Source organism: Xanthomonas axonopodis, from assembly GCF_001304695.1.
Taxonomy (GTDB): Bacteria; Pseudomonadota; Gammaproteobacteria; order Xanthomonadales; family Xanthomonadaceae; genus Xanthomonas; species Xanthomonas axonopodis.
On the sequence record NZ_JFAQ01000002.1, the window covers coordinates 1 to 21600 of the forward strand.

The 21600-nt window shown below is 65.2% G+C and carries 12 protein-coding genes and 5 pseudogenes; 10 read left to right on the top strand and 7 right to left on the bottom strand.

Annotated features, from left to right (window positions below):
- A pseudogene (locus XAXN_RS00030) lies at nt 1–359 on the bottom strand (transposase); the annotation flags it as partial.
- 350 nt (nt 360–709) lie between these two features.
- Nucleotides 710–1588: pseudogene (locus XAXN_RS00035) on the bottom strand (hypothetical protein).
- Nucleotides 1589–1919: 331 nt separating this feature from the next.
- Here XAXN_RS00035 and XAXN_RS00040 point away from each other — a divergent pair.
- Nucleotides 1920–2556: pseudogene (locus XAXN_RS00040) on the top strand (hypothetical protein).
- Nucleotides 2557–2698: 142 nt separating this feature from the next.
- Here XAXN_RS00040 and XAXN_RS00045 read toward each other — a convergent pair.
- Together XAXN_RS00045 and XAXN_RS00050 are read right to left on the bottom strand one after the other, a co-directional pair.
- Nucleotides 2699–3511 (bottom strand): TatD family hydrolase, encoded by an 813-nt coding sequence (locus tag XAXN_RS00045; protein ID WP_054318032.1) that lies wholly within the window; start codon nt 3509–3511, stop codon nt 2699–2701.
- Nucleotides 3512–3851: 340 nt separating this feature from the next.
- Entirely contained in the window at nt 3852–4769 is a 918-nt protein-coding gene (locus tag XAXN_RS00050) for a LysR family transcriptional regulator (RefSeq protein WP_054318033.1), read from the bottom strand.
- Between the two features lie 126 nt (nt 4770–4895).
- Between XAXN_RS00050 and XAXN_RS00055 the strand changes: the two genes are divergently transcribed.
- From XAXN_RS00055 to gvpU, 8 genes are all read left to right on the top strand, one after another.
- A complete protein-coding gene (locus XAXN_RS00055) occupies nt 4896–5948 on the top strand; it encodes an aromatic ring-hydroxylating dioxygenase subunit alpha (protein WP_054318034.1) in 1053 nt (350 codons plus the stop codon).
- A gap of 17 nt (nt 5949–5965) precedes the next feature.
- Nucleotides 5966–6925 (top strand): PDR/VanB family oxidoreductase, encoded by a 960-nt coding sequence (locus XAXN_RS00060; protein WP_054318035.1) that lies wholly within the window; start codon nt 5966–5968, stop codon nt 6923–6925.
- 365 nt (nt 6926–7290) lie between these two features.
- Nucleotides 7291–8604, top strand: a complete 1314-nt coding sequence (locus XAXN_RS00065; protein WP_054318042.1) for an NCS2 family permease — start codon at nt 7291–7293, stop codon at nt 8602–8604.
- A 127-nt stretch (nt 8605–8731) separates the two neighbouring features.
- Nucleotides 8732–10282: an adenosine deaminase family protein gene (locus XAXN_RS00070; RefSeq protein ID WP_054318036.1), complete on the top strand. Its 1551-nt coding sequence runs from the start codon at nt 8732–8734 to the stop codon at nt 10280–10282.
- A 144-nt stretch (nt 10283–10426) separates the two neighbouring features.
- Complete coding sequence (locus XAXN_RS00075) at nt 10427–11569, top strand: nucleoside hydrolase (protein ID WP_054318037.1); 1143 nt, start codon at nt 10427–10429, stop codon at nt 11567–11569.
- Between the two features lie 333 nt (nt 11570–11902).
- Nucleotides 11903–13363, top strand: a complete 1461-nt coding sequence (locus XAXN_RS00085) for an AtzE family amidohydrolase (RefSeq protein WP_054318039.1) — start codon at nt 11903–11905, stop codon at nt 13361–13363.
- Complete coding sequence (locus XAXN_RS00090; RefSeq protein ID WP_054318040.1) at nt 13363–14943, top strand: gamma-glutamyltransferase family protein; 1581 nt, start codon at nt 13363–13365, stop codon at nt 14941–14943. Before XAXN_RS00085 ends, XAXN_RS00090 begins: the two co-directional genes overlap by 1 nt.
- A gap of 221 nt (nt 14944–15164) precedes the next feature.
- Nucleotides 15165–15623, top strand: coding sequence for a gas vesicle accessory protein GvpU (gvpU, locus tag XAXN_RS00095; protein WP_042821026.1), 459 nt, complete (start codon nt 15165–15167; stop codon nt 15621–15623).
- Nucleotides 15624–15662: 39 nt separating this feature from the next.
- Here the strand turns inward: gvpU and XAXN_RS00100 are convergent.
- Nucleotides 15663–18168: pseudogene (locus XAXN_RS00100) on the bottom strand (S9 family peptidase).
- A gap of 111 nt (nt 18169–18279) precedes the next feature.
- Nucleotides 18280–19167: an alpha/beta fold hydrolase gene (locus XAXN_RS00105; protein ID WP_054318043.1), complete on the bottom strand. Its 888-nt coding sequence runs from the start codon at nt 19165–19167 to the stop codon at nt 18280–18282.
- Nucleotides 19168–19533: 366 nt separating this feature from the next.
- Here XAXN_RS00105 and XAXN_RS00110 point away from each other — a divergent pair.
- A pseudogene (locus XAXN_RS00110) lies at nt 19534–20465 on the top strand (LysR family transcriptional regulator).
- A 439-nt stretch (nt 20466–20904) separates the two neighbouring features.
- On the opposite strand, the gene XAXN_RS00115 reads toward XAXN_RS00110, so the two are convergent.
- On the bottom strand, nt 20905–21600 hold a 696-nt coding region (locus XAXN_RS00115; protein ID WP_054318041.1), incomplete at its 5' end, for an IS5 family transposase.

Genomic DNA, 21600 nt, shown 5'->3' on the forward strand with positions numbered 1-21600 from the left:
GCCGGTTGACCAGGGTCATGGGTTTCCAGCAGACGGCGAAAGTTGAGAATCGTGGTCTCGTCCGGAACATTGTCCAAGCCACCGAGCTGGGCAAAGCGCCGCAGGGTTGGGATCTCGTGCAGCGCTTCTTCCATCGCCGGATCGCTCAACGCATACCACTGCTACAGCAGATGGATCCGCAACCTCGTCGCCAGTGCGTACGGCTGCCGACCGGGCCGCCCCGACACTGGATAGTGCGGCGAGATCAGGGCAAGCAATTGCTGCCACGGAACGACCTGCTCCATCTCCGCCAGGAAAATCTCGCGACGGGTCTGCTTACGCTTGCCCAGGCCCTCAGCGTCACCGAACGTCAGCTGCATGGATGTCTCCTCACTCCGAAACGATAGTGTCGCGCTTTTTTGGCGCGTTGTTCAGAGGTTCCCTAGCACTTGCAGCACAACTTACGATACAGCGACGTTTTTACTTGATGCCTTTGGAACGACGTGGACCCTAGGCACTGGTCATTGCCGACTGCATGCACTGACCGCGGGGGGCCGGCGCTCGCTGCAGACATCGTTTGAGTAGGAACAGGTCATTTCCAGACCCTCGAAGTCTGGGGCAGTCTCGGGTTGTTACTCGTGTAGGAGACCAAGACAGAACTTACGTCGCTCCGCTTCGGAACACCAAACGCCGTCCTATACAGATCATTGAGACTCTGCGGGCTCGCTCTTCAAGAAATGCCATGGGTATCGCCACCATGCATCCCAGAACCGCTTACCGCCTTCTGCCTGCTTGGTGAGTACCCATCCTTTAGGACAGCAGCCAGCGCGGGTCGCATATAATCATGATATGCCGCGATCTTGACTTCGAAGCATCGCTTCAAGCGCTGCAGTTACACTATCGAAGTACGCCATCGCATTCCCGCGGCAGCCGTTGTATTTGATGCCGGCACCATTGGCATCAATACCCGTCAGTTCATTCAAGATGCCTTCCAAATCTTTTATGTTTAAATCGATATCTTTCAAAATTTCCTTGTTATCGCCTCGAGCTGAGAGTTCGCTTTTCAGCAGTTCCAGCCGGCCCAAGAAATCGCCCGCTTTTGCAAGATGTGATTCCAGTTTTTTTGATTGCTGATTTTTTCTTCAAAATTTCGCAGGTTGCGATCAATTCGGTCAAGACGGTGATCAGTGATATAGCCATCTTCATCGCCGATGCTCTCCAACGCCTGTTTGTCCCGATCAATGATTCCCTTGAGAATATTCAGCTTGGATGCTTGCCGGCCGCCGACACTTCTTCCCGCGCCGCGTTCCTGAAGGCTCCGCCACTGGTCATCCAGAATTATCGCGCGTTGTAGCATCGATCGGCGTTTCTCAGTCAGCTTCTCCAACTTCGATTGGGGGCGCGACTGGACAGTGGATTGGCTCGGACTCCCGGAAGATCTGCGGGCCGGCCGCTCCAGGGATGACAGCCACATATCGACAATCTGGCTTCCGGCGCAACGCTCGACGGCACTGTGATCCTGCGGCACGGCCGTCATGCTTCCTGCATGCGACATGGGATTGCTGGTGGACGCTTCGGCGGTGCCATGCTCCCGCAACTCGGGCGCCATGTTTGCAGAGGGTATGCGCAGACTGTTTTCCATTATTTACATCTCCCATGCTTTGTTAAAGCATAGGCAATGATGCGCATGCTGCGGCCACGCCGACGAAATCCCGCTTGCGTATGCGAAGGCCTGGCCTGCCATGAAGCGAACTGTCGGGCAGCTAACGAGTGACTGTGAACATTGGAATTGATCGATGCAAAGAATTGCAGACAAACGTCAGTAAGGTCGGCCTGCGGGCCGGCACTCACTCACCACAGGTTACGAGGCGCCGAATGAAACGCTTGAACTGCACTGCAATCTGGCTTGTTTAGTGCAGTTCCCTCCATCCCTGAGCACCATGCATCTGCATCATCTGCTGCTGCCCTGCCTGGGCAGACCTGGACGCTGCGCTTCTCCCGCGATGTGCTGCAATTGCCCCTACACGTCAACACGGTGCGGGTGCGCATCGGCTGGAGTACTGGAGCGCGTGCAGGCGCAGCACCCGGTGGGCAGCGTGCATATGGCCTTCAACGTGTCCCCGTCGCGTTTCCAAGCCGCTGCGCAGTGGATCGGCACACGCGCCACCTTGCTGAGCGACCCACAAGGGTGGGAGCACTTCGCCCTGGACGGCGCGTGGCAGTCGCATTCGGTGTACTTCGCCGGGCCCGATGGCGCAGTGCTGGAGCTGATCGCGCGACGCCTTTCAGGATGCACCGGCCGGGGAAGGCAAGTTCTACGGCGAAGAACTGCTGTGCCTGAGCGAAATTTGCTTGCCTGCCAACAATGTGGAGGTAGTGACGCGCAGCCTGGCGCATCACTTCGGCCGGCGACCCTTCGCAGCGCCGCTGGAGGGTGTTGCGGCCTGGGGCGACGACCACGGCCTGTTGATCGTGGTCGACCAACGCCAGCGGTGGTTTCCGCAACAACGGCAACTGCCCTGGGCCGACGGCCTGCGCCTGCGCGATGCGCAAGGGTGGGAATTGCGTGCGGCCTAACTGCCGCGCAGCCCGGTCCACTTCGAGCCGCGCACACCAGCACTGCGCTCATCGCCGGCAGGTACGGCCGGCTCGGTGCGGCATGCGGCCCGCGTACACTGCGGTACCAGCGCGCCGTTGCGCCCACGATTGCGAGATTGTGTTAGCCGCTCATGGCGCTGGCAGGTTCCGGCAAGCGGAAGAACGCTTGCGCTGCCACCGTGCTGTTGGCGGCGGTCAGGGCCACATCTTCGCCACGATCGCGCGCGAGTTCTTCGACAATATGCGACAGGAACATCGGCTCGTTGCGACGGTCCTTTGGGATCGGCTTGAGCGTGCGCGGCAGCAGGTACGGCGCATCGGTTTCAATCATCAACCGGTTGGCCGGAATATTGCGCACCAGCTCGCGCAGATGCGTACCGCGGCGCTCATCGCACAGCCATCCGGTGATGCCGATATAGTAATCGCGGTCCAGATACGTAAACAGTTCTTCGCGCGTGCCGGTGAAGCAGTGCACCACCGCCGCACCCAGGCGGCCCTCGAAGCTGCGCATGATGGCGATGAAATCCTCATGCGCGTCGCGCTGGTGCAAAAACAGCGGCTTGCCGTTGTCGGCGGCCAGCTGCAGCTGGCGTTCGAAGGCCTTGTGCTGCGCGGGGCGCGGCGCAAAATCGCGGAAGTAATCCAGCCCACACTCGCCCACTGCCACCACCTGCGGATGCGCCTGCAGGGCGCGCATTTCCGCTTCGCATTCGGCAGTGAATTCCACTGCGTGGTGCGGATGTACGCCGGCGGTGGCGTACAGAAATCCCGGGTATTGCTGCGCCAGTTGCAAGGCCAGCAGCGAATGCTCGCGGCTGGCGCCGGTAATCACCAGTTGCGCCACACCGGCATCGCGTGCGCGTTGCAGCACCGCATCGCGATCGCGGTCGAACGAGTCGTGGGTGAGGTTGGCGCCGATATCGATCAATTGCATGCTGCGGGTGTGGCCTGAAAGAGCAGATGCGATTGTACTGGGTGCGCGTTGCCCTCATCCGCCCTGCGGGCACCTTCTCCCACGGGCGGGAGAAGGGACAGCTGCTGCGGCATCTGCATGCTGTCGGTGGTCTCCGCGGCTGTCGGTGATCTCTGCGCGCGGCAGGCAACGTCTGCATACGTTCGTCAGCATCTGCGCGCGCTCTACGTCCCCGAGCACGGCTGACAGCACTGCATGCTGCCAGCAGCACCTGCATACCATCGCCCCGCAGCGAATGCGTTGCCTTTTCCCTCTCCCACTGCGGGAGAGGGGCAGGGGTGAGGGCCGCTTGCCAACACACTCACCCCACCGCCGGCACAGACATCGCATCGATCTTCGCTGCCAGCGCCTGGATCGCCAGCTGCGCCGAGCGCGACAGTTGCCGTTGCGGGGCCACGCACAGCGCCAGGGTCATCGGTTTGGTCAGCTGCTGGCGGAACGGTACGAAGGCCAGACGCCCGTCGGCCACGTCCGGGGCGGCATCCAGCCACGACATCAGCCCCACGCCGGCGCCGGCACGCACCAATCCGCGCAGCGTGCGCACGTCGTTGCAGTGCGTGAGCCGCTTCACGTCGATGTGCTGGCGCTGGTACAGCACCTTGGCGTGCTCGCCGACAATCAAGGGGGCGGCCGGCAGCAACAGACGATGCTCCAGCGTTTCGCTCAGCTGCAGCTCGGTGCGGGTGCTCAACGGGTGCCCCACCGGCATCGCAATCCCCAACGGAATATCCGCAAACGCGCGCACTTCCAGTTCCACGCTGCTCACCGGGTCCAGCAGCAGGCCGATATCCACATCCGCCGAGGTCACCATTTCCATCACCCGCTGGTTGCGCGCGGTGGACAGGTTGAAGGTGATGCCCGGGTACTCCTGCACCAGCGCCGCCACCGCCGCCGGCACCACGCCTTCGCTGAGCGCGTCGATCATGGCGATCTCCACATGCCCGCGGCGCAGGCCCTTGAGCTCGTCGAAGCGCTCCAGGGTGCGTGCGTAGGCCTTCTCCCAGCCGCGCACGTCCACCAGCAGCAGCTCGCCGGCGGCGGTCAGGCGCAGCCGGCCGGGCAGGCGTTCGAACAGCTGCGCGCCCAGTTCTTCCTCGGCCTTGAGGATCTGCCGGTCGATCGCCGACGCCGACACGTGCAGCACTTCGGAGGCCTTGCGGATGCTGCCGCAGCGGGCCACTTCGATGAAATACCGGGTGAAGCGCGAAAAGGTCAGCATGCGGCGGGACTCGGTTGGCGTTGCATTTTTTGCAATGGCTTGGCGGAAAAACGATGTTTGATCACACACCCCCGGCTTCCTAGAGTCAATCCGGCACCGCTCCCGCCCCGTGCCCGAGACCGCCCCATGGATGTCGCCGTCCCCGCCCTGCCGCTGCACTGCACCTTCGAGGCCGCCGATTGGCAGCGCCTGGCCCAGCACTGGCATGCGGTGGCGCTGAGCAGCGAGGTGGGCGAGTCGCCGTTCAAGGCCACCCTGCTGGACGAGCCGCTGGTGTTGTACCGGCTGGGCAGCGAGTTGGTGGCCGCGCGCGACGTCTGCCCGCACCGCGGCGTGCCGCTCAGCATGGGCACGGCCGATGGCGACGGCGTGGTGTGCGCCTACCACGGGCTGCGTTTCGGAAGTGGTGGGCGTTGCAACCATATCCCGGCCAGCCCCAACCAGAACATCCCGGCCAAGATGCGCCTGCACACCTATGCGGTGGCCGAGCGCTACGGCCTGATCTGGGTGTGCCTGGCCAAGCCGGCCGGGGTGAGCGAGGCAGAGATGCAGATTCCGCCGATGCCGGGTTGGGACGAGGACGGCTTTCAGCAGATCGTGTGCCCGGCCTTCGACATCGCCGGCAGCGCGGCGCGCCAGCTGGAGGGCTTCATCGACGTGGCGCATTTCGCTTTCGTGCACACCGCCACCTTCGCCCAGCCGGACAAGCGCGAAGTGCCGGCCTACACCACCACCGAAACGCCGACCGGTTTCAATGCCGATTACCTGAGCACCGTTGCCAACTATTCGGTGGACATGCCGCTGCCGGAGGTGGACCCCGGCTTCCAGTGGCTGCGCCATTTCGAAGTGCATCTGCCGTTTACCGCCACGCTCACCATCCACTTCCCGGTGTCGGGCAAGCGGCTGGTGATCATGAATGCCGCCAGCCCGGTCTCCAAGCACACCACCCGCCTGCTGGTGCCGATCGCGCGCAATTTCGACACCCATCTGCCGGTGGAAGATGTGCATGCGTTCAATCTGCGCGTGTTCGAAGAAGACCGCGCCATGGTCGAAGCGCAACGGCCGGAATATCTGCCGCTGGACCCGCTGCTGGAAGTGCACATTCCCGCCGATCGCAGTTCCATCGCCTATCGCCGTGGGCTGCGCAGCCAGGGCTACAGCGACTTCTTCCTGCGCTGACGGCCGAGGACACCCGCATGAGCCTGCATGAAGTGCGCGTCGCCGATGTCGTCGATCAAGGCCACCGCCAGCGCGCGATCCGGCTGGAACCGGTGGGCGCGCAATTGCCGGCATTCGAGGCCGGCGCGCACGTCGACCTGCATCTGCCGGACGGTTTGGTTCGCCAGTATTCGATCGCCAGCGCGCCGCATGTGCGCGACCACTATCTGCTGTGCGTCAAGCTGGCCGACGCCTCGCGCGGTGGGTCGCGGCATCTGTGCGAACAGCTCGCGCCTGGCGACCGCCTGCGCATCTCCACACCGCGCAATCTGTTTCCGCTGCACCCGGGCGAGCGCCACGTGCTGCTGGCCGCCGGCATCGGCATCACGCCGCTGCTGTCGATGGCCGAAGCACTGGAAGCGCGCAGCGAGCCCTTCGTACTGCATTACTACGCGCGCCGGCATGCCGATGTAGCGTTTTCGCAGCGGCTGCAACAAGGCTTTACGCATGGGCAGGTGCACCTGCATCTGAGCGATGGCGGACAGAGCCCACGCGTGCATGTGCCCGAGGAACTGGGCCAGGCACGTGCGCGCGATCAGCTGTACCTGTGCGGGCCGGCGGCGTTCATGGACCACTTCACCCTGCTGGCAAAGGCGCATGGCTGGACGGCGGCGCAACTGCATCGCGAACACTTCGCCGCCCCCGCGCCCAGCCTTGCCCACGCTTCCGACGGCGCGTTCGAGGTGGAACTGGCCGCCAGCGGCCGCGTGGTGCAGGTGCCGGCCGATTGCAGCATCGCCAGCGCCCTGCTCGATGCCGGCATCGCGGTGCCGTTGTCGTGCGAACAAGGCATGTGCGGCGCCTGCCTGACCGGCGTGCTGGCTGGCACGCCGGATCACCGCGACAGTGTGCTGAGCGATGCCGAACGTGCAGCCAATCGGCAGATGACCGTGTGCTGCTCGCGCAGCCGCACGCCGCGGTTGGTGCTGGATCTTTGAACGCAGTTTTCGCGGTGCCACTGCAGCTGTTCCGTCGCCTCGCGCAGCCTGACGCTCGCTTGCCTCTCACGGTGGCCTGCAACAGAGCGTGCCATCGCTCACGGCACGAGCGCCCTGCTGCGTACCTCGGCGGCGAGAGATGCGGCGCAACACTGCGCGATGCCGCGTGAGGCTTCGGCGCTACTGTGTGCGAGCGCTCCTGCAGCGCAATCCGTGCCCCAGGTCCGTGGCAAGCGCAACGCAGCAGGGCAAGATGGGCCGCCCGCGTGCTTGCCCTGCCACGCACGCCGCCCCGTATCGATGAGATGTCTGCCGATGTCCGTTTGTCTTGCCGTCAACCGGCCGCACGCCGCGAGCGCCTGCTGATGCGCTGGCCCGGTTTTGCACTCGCCGCCAACGGCAGTACCGTGCGCACCGAAGTGCTGGCAGGTGCCACCACCTTCCTGACGATGGCCTACATCGTCTTCGTCAACCCCGACATCCTGGCCACTACCGGCATGGATCACGGCGCGGTGTTCGTGGCCACCTGCCTGGCTGCAGCACTGGGCTCGCTGCTGATGGGTGTGCTGGCCAACTACCCCATTGGCATGGCGCCAGGCATGGGCTTGAACGCGTTCTTCGCCTTCAGCGTGGTCGGTACATTGGGCTACAGCTGGCAGCAGACCTTGGGGCTGGTGTTCGTTTCAGGCTGTCTCTTTCTGCTGCTCACCGTCACCGGCGCGCGGCGCTGGTTGGTGGATGGCATTCCGTCCACCTTGCGCAGCGCCATTGCGGTAGGCATTGGCTTGTTCCTGGCCCTGATCGGGCTACAGAAGGCCGGATTGGTGGTGGCGCATCCGCAGACCTTGCTGACCTTGGGCGATCTGCACCGGCCCGAGCCGCTACTTGCGCTGGCCGGGTTGCTGCTGATCGGCGTGCTGGAAGTGCGCCGCGTGCGGGATGCCATGTTGCTCGGCATTCTTGCGGTGACCGGGGCGGCGCTGGCGTTGGGACTGGTGCGCTACGAAGGCGTCCTGGCGTTGCCGCCCAGCCTGGCGCCCACCTTGCTGCAACTGGATATCGTCGGCGCCTTGCACGGCCATGGCGGCGGCGGTGCGCTCGCTGCGGTGCTGCATGTGGTGCTGGTGTTCGTGCTGGTGGAAATGTTCGACGCCACCGGCACGCTGATGGGGGTGGCGCAACGCGCCGGCCTGCTGCACACGCCCGCCCAGCGCCGCCAGTTCGACCGCGCGCTGCTTGCCGACAGTACCGCCATCCTGGCCGGCTCGCTGCTCGGCACCTCCAGCACCACCGCCTATGTGGAAAGCGCCGCCGGCATGCAGGTCGGCGGGCGCACCGGCCTCACCGCGCTGGTGGTTGCCGGCCTGTTTTTGCTTACCCTGCTGTTCTCGCCGCTGGCCGCGATGGTACCGGCCTACGCCACCGCACCGGCCCTGATCTGCGTGGCCTCGGTGATGCTGCGCGAATGCACGCAGATCCAGTGGGACGATGTGGGCGACGCGTTGCCGGCCGCCATTTGCATGCTCACCATGCCGCTCACCTATTCGATTGCGACGGGGCTCGCGTTCGGCTTCATCACCTATGCGGCGCTCAGACTCGGCAGCGGCCGCTGGCGCGATGTGCACCCGGCCACCTGGGCCATCGCGGGCTTGTTCGTGCTGCGTTATGCGCTGGAATGATGCGTGCCTCCACGTGTTCCAGGCCTGCTGACCGGCGCGTGCGTGGGTGGCCTCCGGTTGCGCCGGCCGGCAAGCTATGTGCTCGCCGGCTGTCGCACGCCACCGTCTCTCTCAACGAGTCTCCTGCATGCCATTTCTTCGCCGCTGTCTGATCCTGAGCCTGTGGGCGTGCCTGCCCATCGTTGCACACGCACGGCCAACACCAGCGCCGACGCCCGCGCAACAACGCGAACAGCAGGTAGCGCAGTTGTTCCGTGAGGCGGCCGCGCAGCCGGCGCAGCTACGCACCTGGCTACAGGCCATGCCGAAAGGTGGCGATCTGCATAACCACCTCTCCGGCTCGGTGTACGCCGAGACGTACCTGCAATGGGCCAGCGACGATGGCGCCTGCGTGCAACTGGACGACCTGAGCCTGCGCGCGCCGCCGTGCGGGGCCGGCCAGGAGTCGGCGAGCGGCCTGGCGGCACGCAACGCCGCGCTCTACGGGCGGATGGTGAATGCGCTGTCGATGCGCAACTTCCTGCCCAGCCCAACGCAACCCAGCGGCCACGATCAGTTCTTCAGCACCTTCGGCAAGTTCGATGCGGTGGTGCGTACCCGTGTCGCCGACACCGTCGCCGCCGTGCTGGAGCAGGCCGCACGCGACCGCGTGCCGTATGTGGAAATCATCGCCAACCCGCCGCAGATGGATCAGGCTGCCAAGCGCATGCAGTCGCTGCCGTGGAAAGGCGAGGACGACGCAGCCAACCTGCGTGCGTTGCAACCCCACCTGGCGCCGCTGGTGCAGGCCGCGCAACGCGATCTTGCCGACATCGACGCGCAGGTGCGGCGCGTACTGCGTTGCGACCAGGCCGATGCACGCCCCGGCTGCACGGTCGAGTACCGCTACGTTCCCTATGTGTTGCGCGTACTGCCGCAGCCGATGGTGTTCGGGCAGATGGCGCTGGCGCATGCGCTGATCGCGGCCGGCGGCAGCCGCGCGGTAGCGCTGAACATCGTCGCGCCGGAAGACAATCCCGTGGCGTTGGACGATTACGCGCGGCACATGGCGATGTTCCGCTTCTTCGCAACGCGCTATGCCGGTGTGCCGCTGTCGCTGCATGCCGGCGAGCTGGCGTTGGGGCTGGTGCCGCCGGCGCAGCTGCGCTCGCATATTCGGCAGGCGGTGGATGCAGGTGCGCGCCGCATCGGTCACGGCGTGGACCTGCCGTACGAAGACAATGCCCAGGCACTGCTGCAACGCATGCGGGACGAGCACATCGCGGTGGAGATCAACCTCACCAGCAACGACGTGATCCTGGGCGTCAAGGGCGCCGCGCATCCGCTGGCGCTGTATCTGCGGGCCGGCGTGCCGGTGGTGTTGTCCACCGACGATGCCGGCGTCTCGCGCGCGGACATGACCCACGAATACCAGCGCGCGATGCAGGAACAAGGCATCGATTACCCCACGCTCAAACAACTCGCCCGCAATGGTCTGCGCTACAGCTTCCTGCCAGGCGCCAGCCTGTGGACCGACGAAGGCGATCCCGCACCGGCCTGCGCCACGGCAGTGCAGCGCGAGACGGATGACGCGGCCTGTCGCGAGTTCCGCAAGACCAGCGAAAAGGCGCGCCTGCAATGGCAACTGGAGGCCGACCTGGCGCACTACGAGCGGAGCTTGCTTGCGCAACAGGGCTAAGGCACACGCACCTGCGGGCGAGCGCCCGCGCGTGTTGCTGCGCAACCGCGCACGCCAGCTGGCGCGCCAACGCGCTTGGACACCTTCGCAACCGCACCACGTTTCCCTACTGCCACGCTGCATCTTCCAGATCACCAGATATCTATGACCGATCCTTCCTCCCCGCCTCGCAAACGCCGCGTCATTCTCGAAGACGACATCGACGGCTTCACGCCCGCACAGCTGCTGCTGTTGCAATCGCCCGAGGTCGAGGTGCTGGGCATCAGTGCCGTCAGTGGCAATATCTGGCGCGATGAGGTGCTGGCGCACACCTGCCGTCTGCTGGAACTGGCTGGCCATCCACAGATTCCCGTCCTTCCCGGCCCGGTGCATCCATTGCTCAACAGCGAGCTGGCCACCGAACGCTGGGAGGCGCTGTACGGCAAACTCGTCTGGAAAGGCGCATGGACCAAGCACTGGGTGGACGGCGACACCGTGCAAAGCGCGCCGCGCTATCACGCCCACGATGTGGTGCCCGATCTGGCCTTGGGCAATTCCAGTGTGGTGCGCCCGTCAGACGAGCCGGCCGCGTTGTTCATGCTGCGCATGGTGCGTCAGTACCCGGGCGAGGTGAGCATCATTGCCACCGGCCCGTCGACCAATCTGGCACTGGCGCAATCGCTGGACCCATCCTTTGCCACGTTGGCGCGCGAGCTGGTCTATATGGGCGGCAGCCTCAATCCACGGCAGCAACGCAACAGCGTGAGTGCACAGCAATTCGCACGCGAATTCATCAATTGGCCGCGACGCGAGTGCAATATCCGCTGGGATCCCGAAGCGGTCCGCATCGTCATGCGCGCGCCGTGGCGGCAGATCACCATGGTGCCGGTCGACCCATCCACCGCCACCGAACTCACCGCCGAGTTGCTGGCACGCATGAGCGCAGCCGACACCACGATTGGCCACGCACTGCGCGGCCGCGAGCCGGGCTTTCCGATGTGGGACGAACTGGCCACGGCCGTGTGGCTGCGCCCCGACTTGGCCACGCGCACCGAAACGCTGTACGTCGACACCAACACTGCCTTCGATGCCGGAGACGGCGATATTGTGTCGTGGGCACCGGGGTATCAGCCCGGGCTGGGCGAGCAGGCGCAGACAGTAGTGCATGCGGTGGACCTGCCGGCATTCGAGCAGCTGTTGGTCGACCGCCTCACCGCGCCGCAGCCGCCGGCAGTGGGTCTACCACTGCCCCTTCTCCCATCGGGAAAAGGGGCCCGCAGGGCGGATGAGGGTGCGGTTTGTGGATGACAGTGCTACATCGGTTGAGTCGCTGGTGAGCAATGTGGGAGCAAATGCCCGAGACATCTCAACTACCGTGGCACCCTCTCCTCAACAGCGCCAGCGCCCCAGCCCGCGTTTGCAACGCGGGACGCGTCATGCCGCGGCTGCATGATGAGATCGAACGTCCGAAGCTGCACGTCCGCAATTTTTGCGGTAACAGCGACTGCTTTAACGGTGACGCGCAATCCCAACGGCTTCGTTTCAGCTCCCAACGCATCAGCAAGCACTTTTGCACAACCCGCACGCCAGGCAGACAAGCGAATCTCACATCCCCAATCCCCACTTTCCAACAGGTGATCCATGCAACTCCCAGGGCACTGGCAGGCCGGCGTCGATCGCAATACCGAAGTGCTGCGTGGCCACACGCAGCTGCTGGCCAGCTTCCATGCGCCGCCTGCAACGGCACATGATGGCGGCGGCCCACGCGGCCAGATCGCCTCCATTGTCAGCACCACGCGCAGCCAGCCCGCGCTGGCCGCGCGACTGGCCACCCAGACGCTGACACGCATCAACCAGGCCAACGACCGCCTGTGTGCCATCACCCGCCTGCTGCCGGCGCGTGCCGCGGCCGATGCCGCGCGCGTGCAGGCCGCGCTTGCCGGGGGCAGCGACGGTGGCGCGTTGGCCGGCGTGCCATTCGTGGTCAAGGACCTGTTCGATGTCGCCGGGCAGGTCACCACCGCCGGCGCCGCGGTGCGCGCACACTGCCCGCCTGCCAGCCGCGATGCGGCGGCGGTGCAACGGCTCAGCGATGCCGGCGCGGTGTTGGTGGGGACCGCCAACATGGACGAATTCGCGTACGGCTTTGCCACGGTCAACGCGCATTACGGCACCACCGCCAATCCGCACGACCATCAGCACCTGGCGGGCGGCTCATCGGGCGGCTCGGCGGCAGCGGTGGCCGCCGGGCTGGTGCCGTTCGCGCTTGGCTCGGACACCAACGGCTCCATCCGCGTGCCGGCCGCGCTGTGCGGCATCTACGGCCTGCGCCCCACGCACGGCGCCGTCCCCGTGGATGGGGTGTTCCCGTTTGTCGATGCATTGGATGTGGTCGGCCCATTCGCCACCTCGGTGGCCGACCTGCGCCGCGTGTACGAAGTACTGCGCGAGCAGCCGCTGCCTTCGTGCCATGCCGGCAACCTGCGCGTCGCGCGGTTGGGCGGCTGGTTTCAACGCAATCTGGATCCGGATCTGGAGGCCGGGCTGCAGGCCCTGCTTACCGCCTGCAACAGTCTGTCGTCGATCGACCTGCCCGAGGCCGAACGCGCACGCGCCGCTGCCTTCGTCCTGACCGCTGCCGAAGGTGGGCATCGTCACCGCAGCGCACTCACCGCGCACGGCGCGCAGTTCGACCCGGCCACCCGCGACCGCCTGCTCGCCGGCTTGCAGCTGCCTGCCAGCGCAGTGGCCGATGCGCACCGCTTCGCGCTGTGGTTTGCCGATGCCATGCACGCGCTGTGGGACCAGGTGGATGTGCTCATCGCGCCGGCCACGCCCTGCGTGGCGCCACGTATCGACCAGGACACCATCCAGATCGACGGTTTGCCGGTCTCTGCTCGCGCGAATCTGGGTATTTTCACCCAGCCACTCGGCCTGGCCGCCTGCCCGGTGCTGGCCGCACCGTTGCCGCGTCCCGGGCGCCTGCCACTGGGCGTGCAACTGATCGCCGCGCCCGGCCGTGAAGACCGCCTGTTTGCGCTGGCCGCGCAACTCGAGCGCGACGGCCTGCTCGCCTTCAGCCCGCCACCGGAGCCACGCTGATGTTGCATACCCTGCGCGCGCGCCGCGGCATGGTGGTCGCACCGCACCATCTTGCCGCACAGGCCGGACGCGATGTCCTGCGTGAGGGCGGCAGTGCCATCGAAGCAGCCGTCGCCACCGCCGCCTGCCTGGCGGTGGTCTACCCGCACATGACCGGCATCGGCGGCGATGGCTTCTGGCTCATCCACCAACCCGATGGCCGCGTGCATGCCATCGATGCCTGCGGCCGTGCGGCGCAGGCGGCCACACTGGATTTCTATCGCGGCCACGCCCACATTCCCTGGCGCGGGCCAGGCGCGGCCAATACCGTGGCCGGCACCGTCTCCGGCTGGGCGCTGGCCCTGCAGCAGGCAACGAGCAGCCTGTCGCTGCAACGCCTGTTGAGCGATGCAATCCATCACGCCACCGCCGGCGTTCCGGTCACGCTGGGCGGCGCGCAGGTTGCCGCCAGCAAGCGCGCAGAACTGCGCCCACGACCTGGCGCCTATGCCGAGATCTTCGAGCCGCACGGCGCCCCGCTGCGCGAAGGCGCGCTGCTGCGCCAGGCGCAGCTCGCGCGCACCTTGCAGCGGCTCGCCGATGAAGGGCTGGAGAGTTTCTATCGGGGCGCCATTGCCCACGATATCGCCGCAGACCTGCAGGCATTCGACAGCCCGCTCAGCGCGCACGACCTTGCGACCCATCGCGCCGAAACCAACGTGCCGTTGTCGGTTGTCATCCAGGGCGCGCGGCTCTACAACCACGCGCCACCCACACAGGGGCTCGCATCGCTGCTGATCCTGGCGCTGTTCGATCGCCTGAAAGTAGAAGACGCGGACAGCTACGCCCACCTGCACGGGCTGATCGAAGCCAGCAAGCGGGCGTTCCTGATCCGCGACGCACACCTCGGCGACCCCGCGTGGATGACGCTCGACGCGCAAGCCCTGCTCGACGACGGCGCCGCACTCGACGCGCTCGCCGCACGCATCGACATGAGCGCCGCACTGCCGTGGCCACGGCCCTCGCAAGCAGGCGACACCGTCTGGTTCGGCGCCATCGACGCGCACGGCCGCGCGGTCAGCTGCATCCAGTCCACCTACTTCGAATTCGGCTCCGGCCTGGTGCTGCCGCGCACCGGCATCACCTGGCAGAACCGCGGCTGCAGCTTCCGCCTTGCCCCCGATGGCTGGAATGCCCTTGTCCCGGGGCGCAAACCCTTCCACACCCTCAACCCGGCGCTGGCCATCTTCGACGACGGCCGCGTCATGGCCTACGGCACCATGGGCGGCGAAGGCCAACCGCAGACCCAGGCCGCCGTGTTTTCCCGCTACGCTCGCTTCGGCCTGCCGCTGCAGCAGGCGATCAGCGCACCGCGCTGGCTGCTCGGCCGCACCTGGGGCGAAGACAGCACTGCGTTGAAGCTGGAAAGCCGTTTCGACCCGGCAGTGGTGCAAGCCCTGCGCAACGCCGGGCATGCGGTGGAACTGCTGCCGGCGTACAGCTCGGTGATGGGGCATGCCGGTGCCTTGGTGCGCGAGGTCGATGGCGTGATCAGCGGCGCAAGTGACCCGCGCTCGGATGGGGCAGTGGCAGCGTGGTGACCACAGCAGTCGTCCGCTGCGGCCGCTTGCCCACTCCCGCCATGCGCGCGCACTGGATGAAAGCGTCCATGTGTCGCAAGACCGCGGTGCCGGAGCCTTGATAGCGAACCCAACCACGGCAACTTTGGTGATCCATGTGCCATGCTTAAGCACGCCAATGGCGAGCCATCCACATCTGCGTGACGGCTAACGCGTCGTCGAATCCACTCAAGGAGAGCAACATGACAGACCAAGATCAACATCAACCGTCGCTGGAAGACGTCAAGCTGGCGTTCGATGGCCAGAGCGTGGACTGGTATCTGCAGAAGCTGGTCGGCATTGCCAACACCTCCGACGTGCAGTTCGGCATCACGCTGTTTGTCGAAGGTATCGTCATTTCCGGCCAACTGGTCAGCGGCAAGCGCTATTTCGAAGCATTCGCGCAGGAATTCTCTGCTGCCTATCCGGGCGATGCCGATGAAAAAGAGGATGTCCGTCGCGCGTTTGCCAGCCACGCCAGCATCTACGATGCCGAAGACGACACGCAGCAGAGCAGCACGCCGCCGCAGTTCATCCACCTGATCGAATCGCGTTGCTTCTCACCGGGCGGCCAGCCGCTGCCAAGCAACCGTGGCGTGTTGTGGCGTGGCAAGGTCAATGCGGTTTCCGGATTCACCCTTGGCTCGCTGTCGGCAGACTGAGTCTGGCAAGTGCCGCCTTGATGTGAGGTGCGCGTCATCTCACATCTTTGGCGTGCTGCCCGTCGCGCGCGGCGGTGCGTTTTTGACGTAACGGTCGAACCATTCCAGCATTTCGGCCACCAGGTCTTCGTTGGATTCGCGGGCGGTGTACCAGTGCGGCTCGAACGGCAACAGCACCAGGCGTGCAGTGCCACCGTTGCCACGAATGGCCTGGAACAGGCGCGGCGCCTGGGTGGTTTCGGTACCTGGGTTGGCATCATCCATGCCATGCACAATCAGCAACGGTTCGTTGATCTTGTCGGCGTGGAAGAACGCCGATGCTTGCGCATAGACGTCCGGCGCCGTCCAGAACGAACGACGCTCGTTCTGGAATCCGAATGGCGTCAAGGTATTGTTGTAGCTGCCGCTGGTGGCGGCGCCTGCGCGAAACAGGTCTGTATGCGCCAACAAATTGGCCGTCATCAACGCGCCGTGGCTATGGCCGGTGACGCCGATGCGCTGACGGTCGACCACGCCCAACTCCACGGCCTTGTCCACCGCAGCGGTGGCGTCGTCCACCAGTTGCTGCAGGTAGGTGTCGTAGGCGGTCTTTGGGTCGCCCACGATGGGGAATGCGGCATCGTCGATGATGGCGTAACCGGCCAACAGCAGCAGCTGGTAGTAATTGAGACGGGTGAAATCGCGCTCGCTGGCGCCGCTGACCTGGCCTGCTTTGGAGGGATCGGCATAGTCGAGCGGGTAGGCGTACAGGATGGCCGGCACCCGCGTGCCCTGCTTGTAGCCGGGCGGCGTATACAGGGTAAACGACAAGTCCACGCCGTCCTTGCGCTTGTAGCTCACCAGACGCTTCTTGATCTGCCGCACCAGCGGGGTTGGATCCGGAAAATGGGTCACAGGCGTGGCAGTGGACGCAAAGGCAGCTTCGCCCGCTGCCGGCGCCGGCAGCGGTTGGCCCAAGGTCCGCAGATACACGTTGGGTGGATCGGTGAGCGACTGATGCCAGGTCAGCAGGCGCGACGCATCGTCTCCTGCAAATCCGAAGAACACCTCGTCCACCGTGGCATCGCTGCGGAACAGCCGCTGGCTTTTGCCGGTGGCAAGTGCGTAGCGATCCAGGAACGGGCGGTCGCCCGCCGGCGAGGCGCCTTGCCCGCTCAGGAATAACGCACCTTGTGCCTCGCGCAGCACGGCTTGGCCGTTGGTGAGCACCCGCATTTCGGGCAAGCCGGGATCGGCGTACAGATCGTCGGTGGACAGGTCGAACACGACGCGCTCGCCAGCGCCGGGGTGGTCGGTATCCACGAGTGTCGTCCGCCGCCAATGCCGGTTTTCGTCGTACTCGTCCAGCAAAGCTTGCCCGCCGCTGGCAAACCACGACAGGCCCGCATACCGCTGCTGCACGCGCGCAAGCTCGCGCGGTTTGGCGGTGAACGGTGCCGCCAGCGTCATCAACCTATCGCGTGCCGGCACGTTGGTTTTCCAGTCACCACCGTCCAGCGCCTCGGCCCAGACCAGCGTGGCTGGTTGGTTGGCGCGCCACGCGTAGGCGCGCGGGCCGGTTGGTACGCCCTGCACCGGCACCCGGTCCGCGACCGGCAGATTGGCCAGCACACGCTCGTTGCCCGTTTCCAGGTCCAATACCGCCACATCGTGGGCAAACCGCGCATAGGTGGTGACGTAGGAGTACGGCTGCTTCAACCGTTCTACCAGCACGTGGCGGCCATCGGGCGCGCCCTCCACGTTGCTGTAGACCGCAGGCGTCCCGAGCTTGCGCTGACTGCTGGTTGCCGCATCCACCGTGAGCAGTTGCGCGGTGGCGTAATAGGTAAACAACGCCTCGTCCTCTGGACTGGACAGCGTGTCGCGGGCTTCATAGGTGCTGCTTTCGCCCTTGCCCTGGATGGTTTCCTTGACCTCCGGGCCTGGCGGTACCGCCGCCTTGCGCGGTGCGGGCCCCCAGATCCTGCGGTACCGTCTTCAGCAGCAGGGTGTCGCTTCCGCCAAGCCATTGGATCTCGCCGCCAAGCACAGGATTGAGCTGCACATCGTCGATCTTGCGCACCCGTCCGCTGGCGACCTCTCCCACCCAAAGTTCGACACGGTCGGCGGCGGTATTGTTGAAGGCGAACCGGCGGCCATCCGGCGACCACACCGGCGACGCTGGACAGGCGCCGGCCGGCAAGCTCACGGCCGTCTGTTTACCGGTGGCAATGTCGACCAGGCTGAAACCCTGCAGGCAGGAACGAATGCCGTACCCGTTGGACATGTCGTGGCGACTATGCATGCGCGGCTCCACGCGCACACCGGCCAGCTTGAGATAGGGCTCGGCCACCCGCGCGATCGGCGGGTACTGGGTGCGCTGCACCAGCAGCAGGGTCGTGCCGGTGGGATCCGGCCGCGGCGATGGATTGAGCGGCGCGCGCATCACGCTCAGCAGCGGCTCCGGTGGCTGCCGATAACCGCCCTCCGGCGTCCCCGCAAACGCAGGCAGCGGCATCAGGCTGACGAGCACAAACAACGCTGTCCATCGGTGCAAGGCGACCATCGGCATATCTCGGCGGGGATCACAGCAAGCTAGCACGCCGGATTGCCTTGCAATCTGCGCCTGTACGCATCCCTGTCGCCACTTCCGCATTGCGGACACGCACTGACTGCATCATCCCGCCGGCCTGAGCGTGCGCGAGAGAAAATCACCGATGTAGTGCGCAATCTCCACCGCATGCGTCTCCAGTGCAAAGTGCCCGGTGTCCAGCAGGTGCACTTCGGCCTTTGGCAGATCCTTGCGGTAGGCCTGCGCGCCGGCCGGGATAAAGGCTGGGTCGTGCCTGCCCCACTCGGCCAGAAATGGCGGCTGATGGGTACGAAAATACGTGTGAAATGCCGGGTACGCCGCCACATTGCTGCGGTAATCGAGAATCAGGTCAAGCTGGATCTCCTCGGCGCCCGGGCGCGCCATGTAGCCGATATCCAGCGTGTAGCCATCCGGCGACAGTGAGTCGGGTGCCACACCGGTACCGTACTGCCACTCACGAATGGTCTGCGGCGAAAACGATGCGCGGCAGGCCTCGCGATTGGCGGCGCTCGGCTCCCCCCAATAGGCTTGCCAGGCGTCCCATTGGTCGCTGAAGCCCTCCAGGTAGGCATTGCCGTTCTGGCTGATGATGGCACTCACCCGTTCCGGATGCGCGGCCGCAAGGCGGAAGCCGACCGGTGCACCGTAGTCGAACAGGTACAGGCTATAACGCGTCAGTCCTAAGGCGACGGTGAAGGCTTCGATTACCTTGTAGAGCGCCTCGAAGGTGTAATCGAACTGCCCACGCGGCGGCGCCTTGGTCATGCCGAAGCCGGGGAGATCCCGGGCGATCAGACGGTATTGGCTTGCCAGCAGCGGCATCAGGTCGCGAAACATGTGGCTGGCGCTGGGAAAGCCATGCAACAGCAACAGGACCGGCGCGTCCTTGCGCCTCGCTTCGCGGTAGAACACCTCGACATCGCCAACCTGCTGGGTGCGATACCTGATGCGCTGGGTGGAGTCGTGGGACATGCTGCCTCCGTCAAATGGTGAGGTGTGGGCGCCGGAAGTGCCGGCCGCATGCAATCTGCCGGCCCCCAGGGCCAGTGCGGTGCCAATCCACCACAGGCGCAGGAGGGTGCGGCGCTGGTGTAACGCCGGCGCATGTTGCGGGTGGGCGTTGATGCGTGGGTCGGCGCGCATGCTGGCCCGACAAAGCGTGTGCAATGGCGGCCATGCTAGGTGCGCCTGCGTGGCACGAGAACCACCCTGGCGTTCAATTGAGCATTGCATCGCACGCAATGCCGCGGCCACTGTTGCGTCCGCATGCGCTGCATGGCGCATGCGGCATCCAGGGGTTGCTCACATCGGGCTGCTAGGGTGCGTGCCCGGTCGAAGGTGATTGTCGAAGACGAGTCGCAGGTGGACCGCATCCAGGAAATGACGCTGTTCGCCGCGCTGGCCGAGCACACCAGCTTTGCGGGTGTCGCGCGCCATCTCGGCATTTCCACCGGCACGGTCACGCGCACCATCGCGCAACTGGAATCGCGGCTGGGCGTGCTGCTGGTGGTACGCAGCACACGCACCATGCGGTTCACCGCGGCAGGGTAGCAGTATGTCAAGCGACTGCCGGCGCCTATTGGCCGAGCTGGAGGATGTCGAAAGCCGCGCCGCTGGCCTGCATACGCTTCCCAGCGGCTTGCTCACCGTGACTGCGCCGCAGATGTTGGTGCACTGCATGTCACGCCTGTCGTGGCGCATTTGCTCAGCCGCTACCCGGCCATGCGTGCCCGCGCACTGCTGGTGGACCGCGTCGTGCCGCTGCTGGAAGAAGGCATCGATGTGGCGATCCGGATCGGCACGTTGCCCGTTTCGTCGTTGACTGCCATCCCGGTCGGCAGCGTCCGTCGCATGGTCTGTGCCTCGCCCGGCTATCTTGCAGAACACGGCATACCGCAGCACCCGGACATGCTGCCGCAGCACGCAACGATTTCCACCGCTGCGGCCGAACGCGCGCCCAGGTGGGCGTTCCGTCTGGATGGCCGTGCGCATGAGGTGGACGTTGCCTCGCGCCTGAGCGTCAGCGCATTCAACGCTGCCATCGTTGCCGCGCTGCATGGGTGGGGCCTCACACAGTGCCGTCCTGCCAGGTGCGCGAACATCTGCAAGACGGAACGCTGGTCAGCGTGCTGGATGCCTTCGAGATCGCGCCCGAACCGGTGCACGTGGTCTATGTCGAATGCCGCCGCGGCTCGTCGAAGGTGCGCACGTTCGTTGACGAATGCGTGGCGGCGTTACGGCACGACCTGGAATTTGCGGACGGCGGTTGAGCGGCGCCAGACAGCTTCGCCATGCCGTTGGCTGCCGCGCGCGCGTGAACGTGCGCCTGAGCGAAGCAGCGCCATGCAGTCGATCAGCTGATGCAGTTGCAGCGCGATCATCCCGAACTGTATGAAAAGCCGTCACGCGCCCCGTGAGCACTTTTCCCTTACGTTTTTGCTTCGCGCGGCGCGTTGCGCATGGGATGCGCGTGACGCAGGTACCAACGGTGTTGCAGTGCATCCGTTGCACTGCCGCCGACCGATGCGGGCAAGACCGTGACTTAGGGAAGGTCTGAACAACGAGACCTGACAGGGCGGAAGGTGACATCGTTACGGAGAGTCGCGTTTGGATCCTCGGATTTTTCGCCATTTATGGCGTTTTCCTTGGAAATTTCCCGGGTTACAGGCGCACGCTCCCCATCGCAGGCAGTAATTGCTTTCGCTTCATCTACAGGTTTGACAATGCAAACAAGGTCAGCACTTGTGCCGTGTTCTTGGCCAGACCGCGATAGCGGACCTTGGTGTCGCCAAACTGGCGCTTGATCACCCGGAACGGATGCTCCACCTTCGCGCGCACGCTGGCCTTGAGGTGTTCCCAACGCTGTTCCCGAGCACGCTCGCGTGTGTTGCCGATGCCTTGCATCGTCGAGGGCCTGGCGGCGATGAAAAATGCAGCCTCGCAGTCCCGCAGTTCTTGGCGTTTGTCCGCGCCGGTATAGCCACTGTCGCCGAACACGCTGTCTTCTTTGCCGTGCAGTAATGCGTGCGTCACCGTGACATCGGCGACATTGACTGCGGTGCACTGCACGTGGTGTACCAGCCCGGAAAATTCATCCACACCGATGTGCGCCTTCATCCCGAAATACCACTGATTCCCCTTCTTGGTCTGATGCATCTCAGGGTCGCGCGCGTGATCGGCGTTCTTGGTCGAGCTGGGCGCAGCGCTCAGCGTCGCATCGACGATCGTGCCCGAGCGCAGGCTCTGACCCTTGCGCGCCAGATGCGCGTTGACCGCTTCCAGCATCCGTGCGGCAAGCCCATGGGTCTCCAGCAAGCGCCGAAAGTTGAGAATCGTGGTCTCGTCCGGAACATTGTCCAAGCCACCGAGCTGGGCAAACCGCCGCAGGGTTGGGATCTCGTGCAG

Excerpts from the sequence above, each read along its gene's own strand:
- XAXN_RS00045 (WP_054318032.1), bottom strand. The coding sequence starts at position 3,511 with ATGCAATTGATCGATATCGGCGCCAACCTCACCCACGACTCGTTCGAC.
- XAXN_RS00050 (WP_054318033.1), bottom strand. The coding sequence starts at position 4,769 with ATGCTGACCTTTTCGCGCTTCACCCGGTATTTCATCGAAGTGGCCCGC.
- XAXN_RS00055 (WP_054318034.1), top strand. The coding sequence starts at position 4,896 with ATGGATGTCGCCGTCCCCGCCCTGCCGCTGCACTGCACCTTCGAGGCC.
- XAXN_RS00060 (WP_054318035.1), top strand. The coding sequence starts at position 5,966 with ATGAGCCTGCATGAAGTGCGCGTCGCCGATGTCGTCGATCAAGGCCAC.
- XAXN_RS00065 (WP_054318042.1), top strand. The coding sequence starts at position 7,291 with ATGCGCTGGCCCGGTTTTGCACTCGCCGCCAACGGCAGTACCGTGCGC.
- XAXN_RS00070 (WP_054318036.1), top strand. The coding sequence starts at position 8,732 with ATGCCATTTCTTCGCCGCTGTCTGATCCTGAGCCTGTGGGCGTGCCTG.
- XAXN_RS00075 (WP_054318037.1), top strand. The coding sequence starts at position 10,427 with ATGACCGATCCTTCCTCCCCGCCTCGCAAACGCCGCGTCATTCTCGAA.
- XAXN_RS00085 (WP_054318039.1), top strand. The coding sequence starts at position 11,903 with ATGCAACTCCCAGGGCACTGGCAGGCCGGCGTCGATCGCAATACCGAA.
- XAXN_RS00090 (WP_054318040.1), top strand. The coding sequence starts at position 13,363 with ATGTTGCATACCCTGCGCGCGCGCCGCGGCATGGTGGTCGCACCGCAC.
- gvpU (WP_042821026.1), top strand. The coding sequence starts at position 15,165 with ATGACAGACCAAGATCAACATCAACCGTCGCTGGAAGACGTCAAGCTG.
- XAXN_RS00105 (WP_054318043.1), bottom strand. The coding sequence starts at position 19,167 with ATGTCCCACGACTCCACCCAGCGCATCAGGTATCGCACCCAGCAGGTT.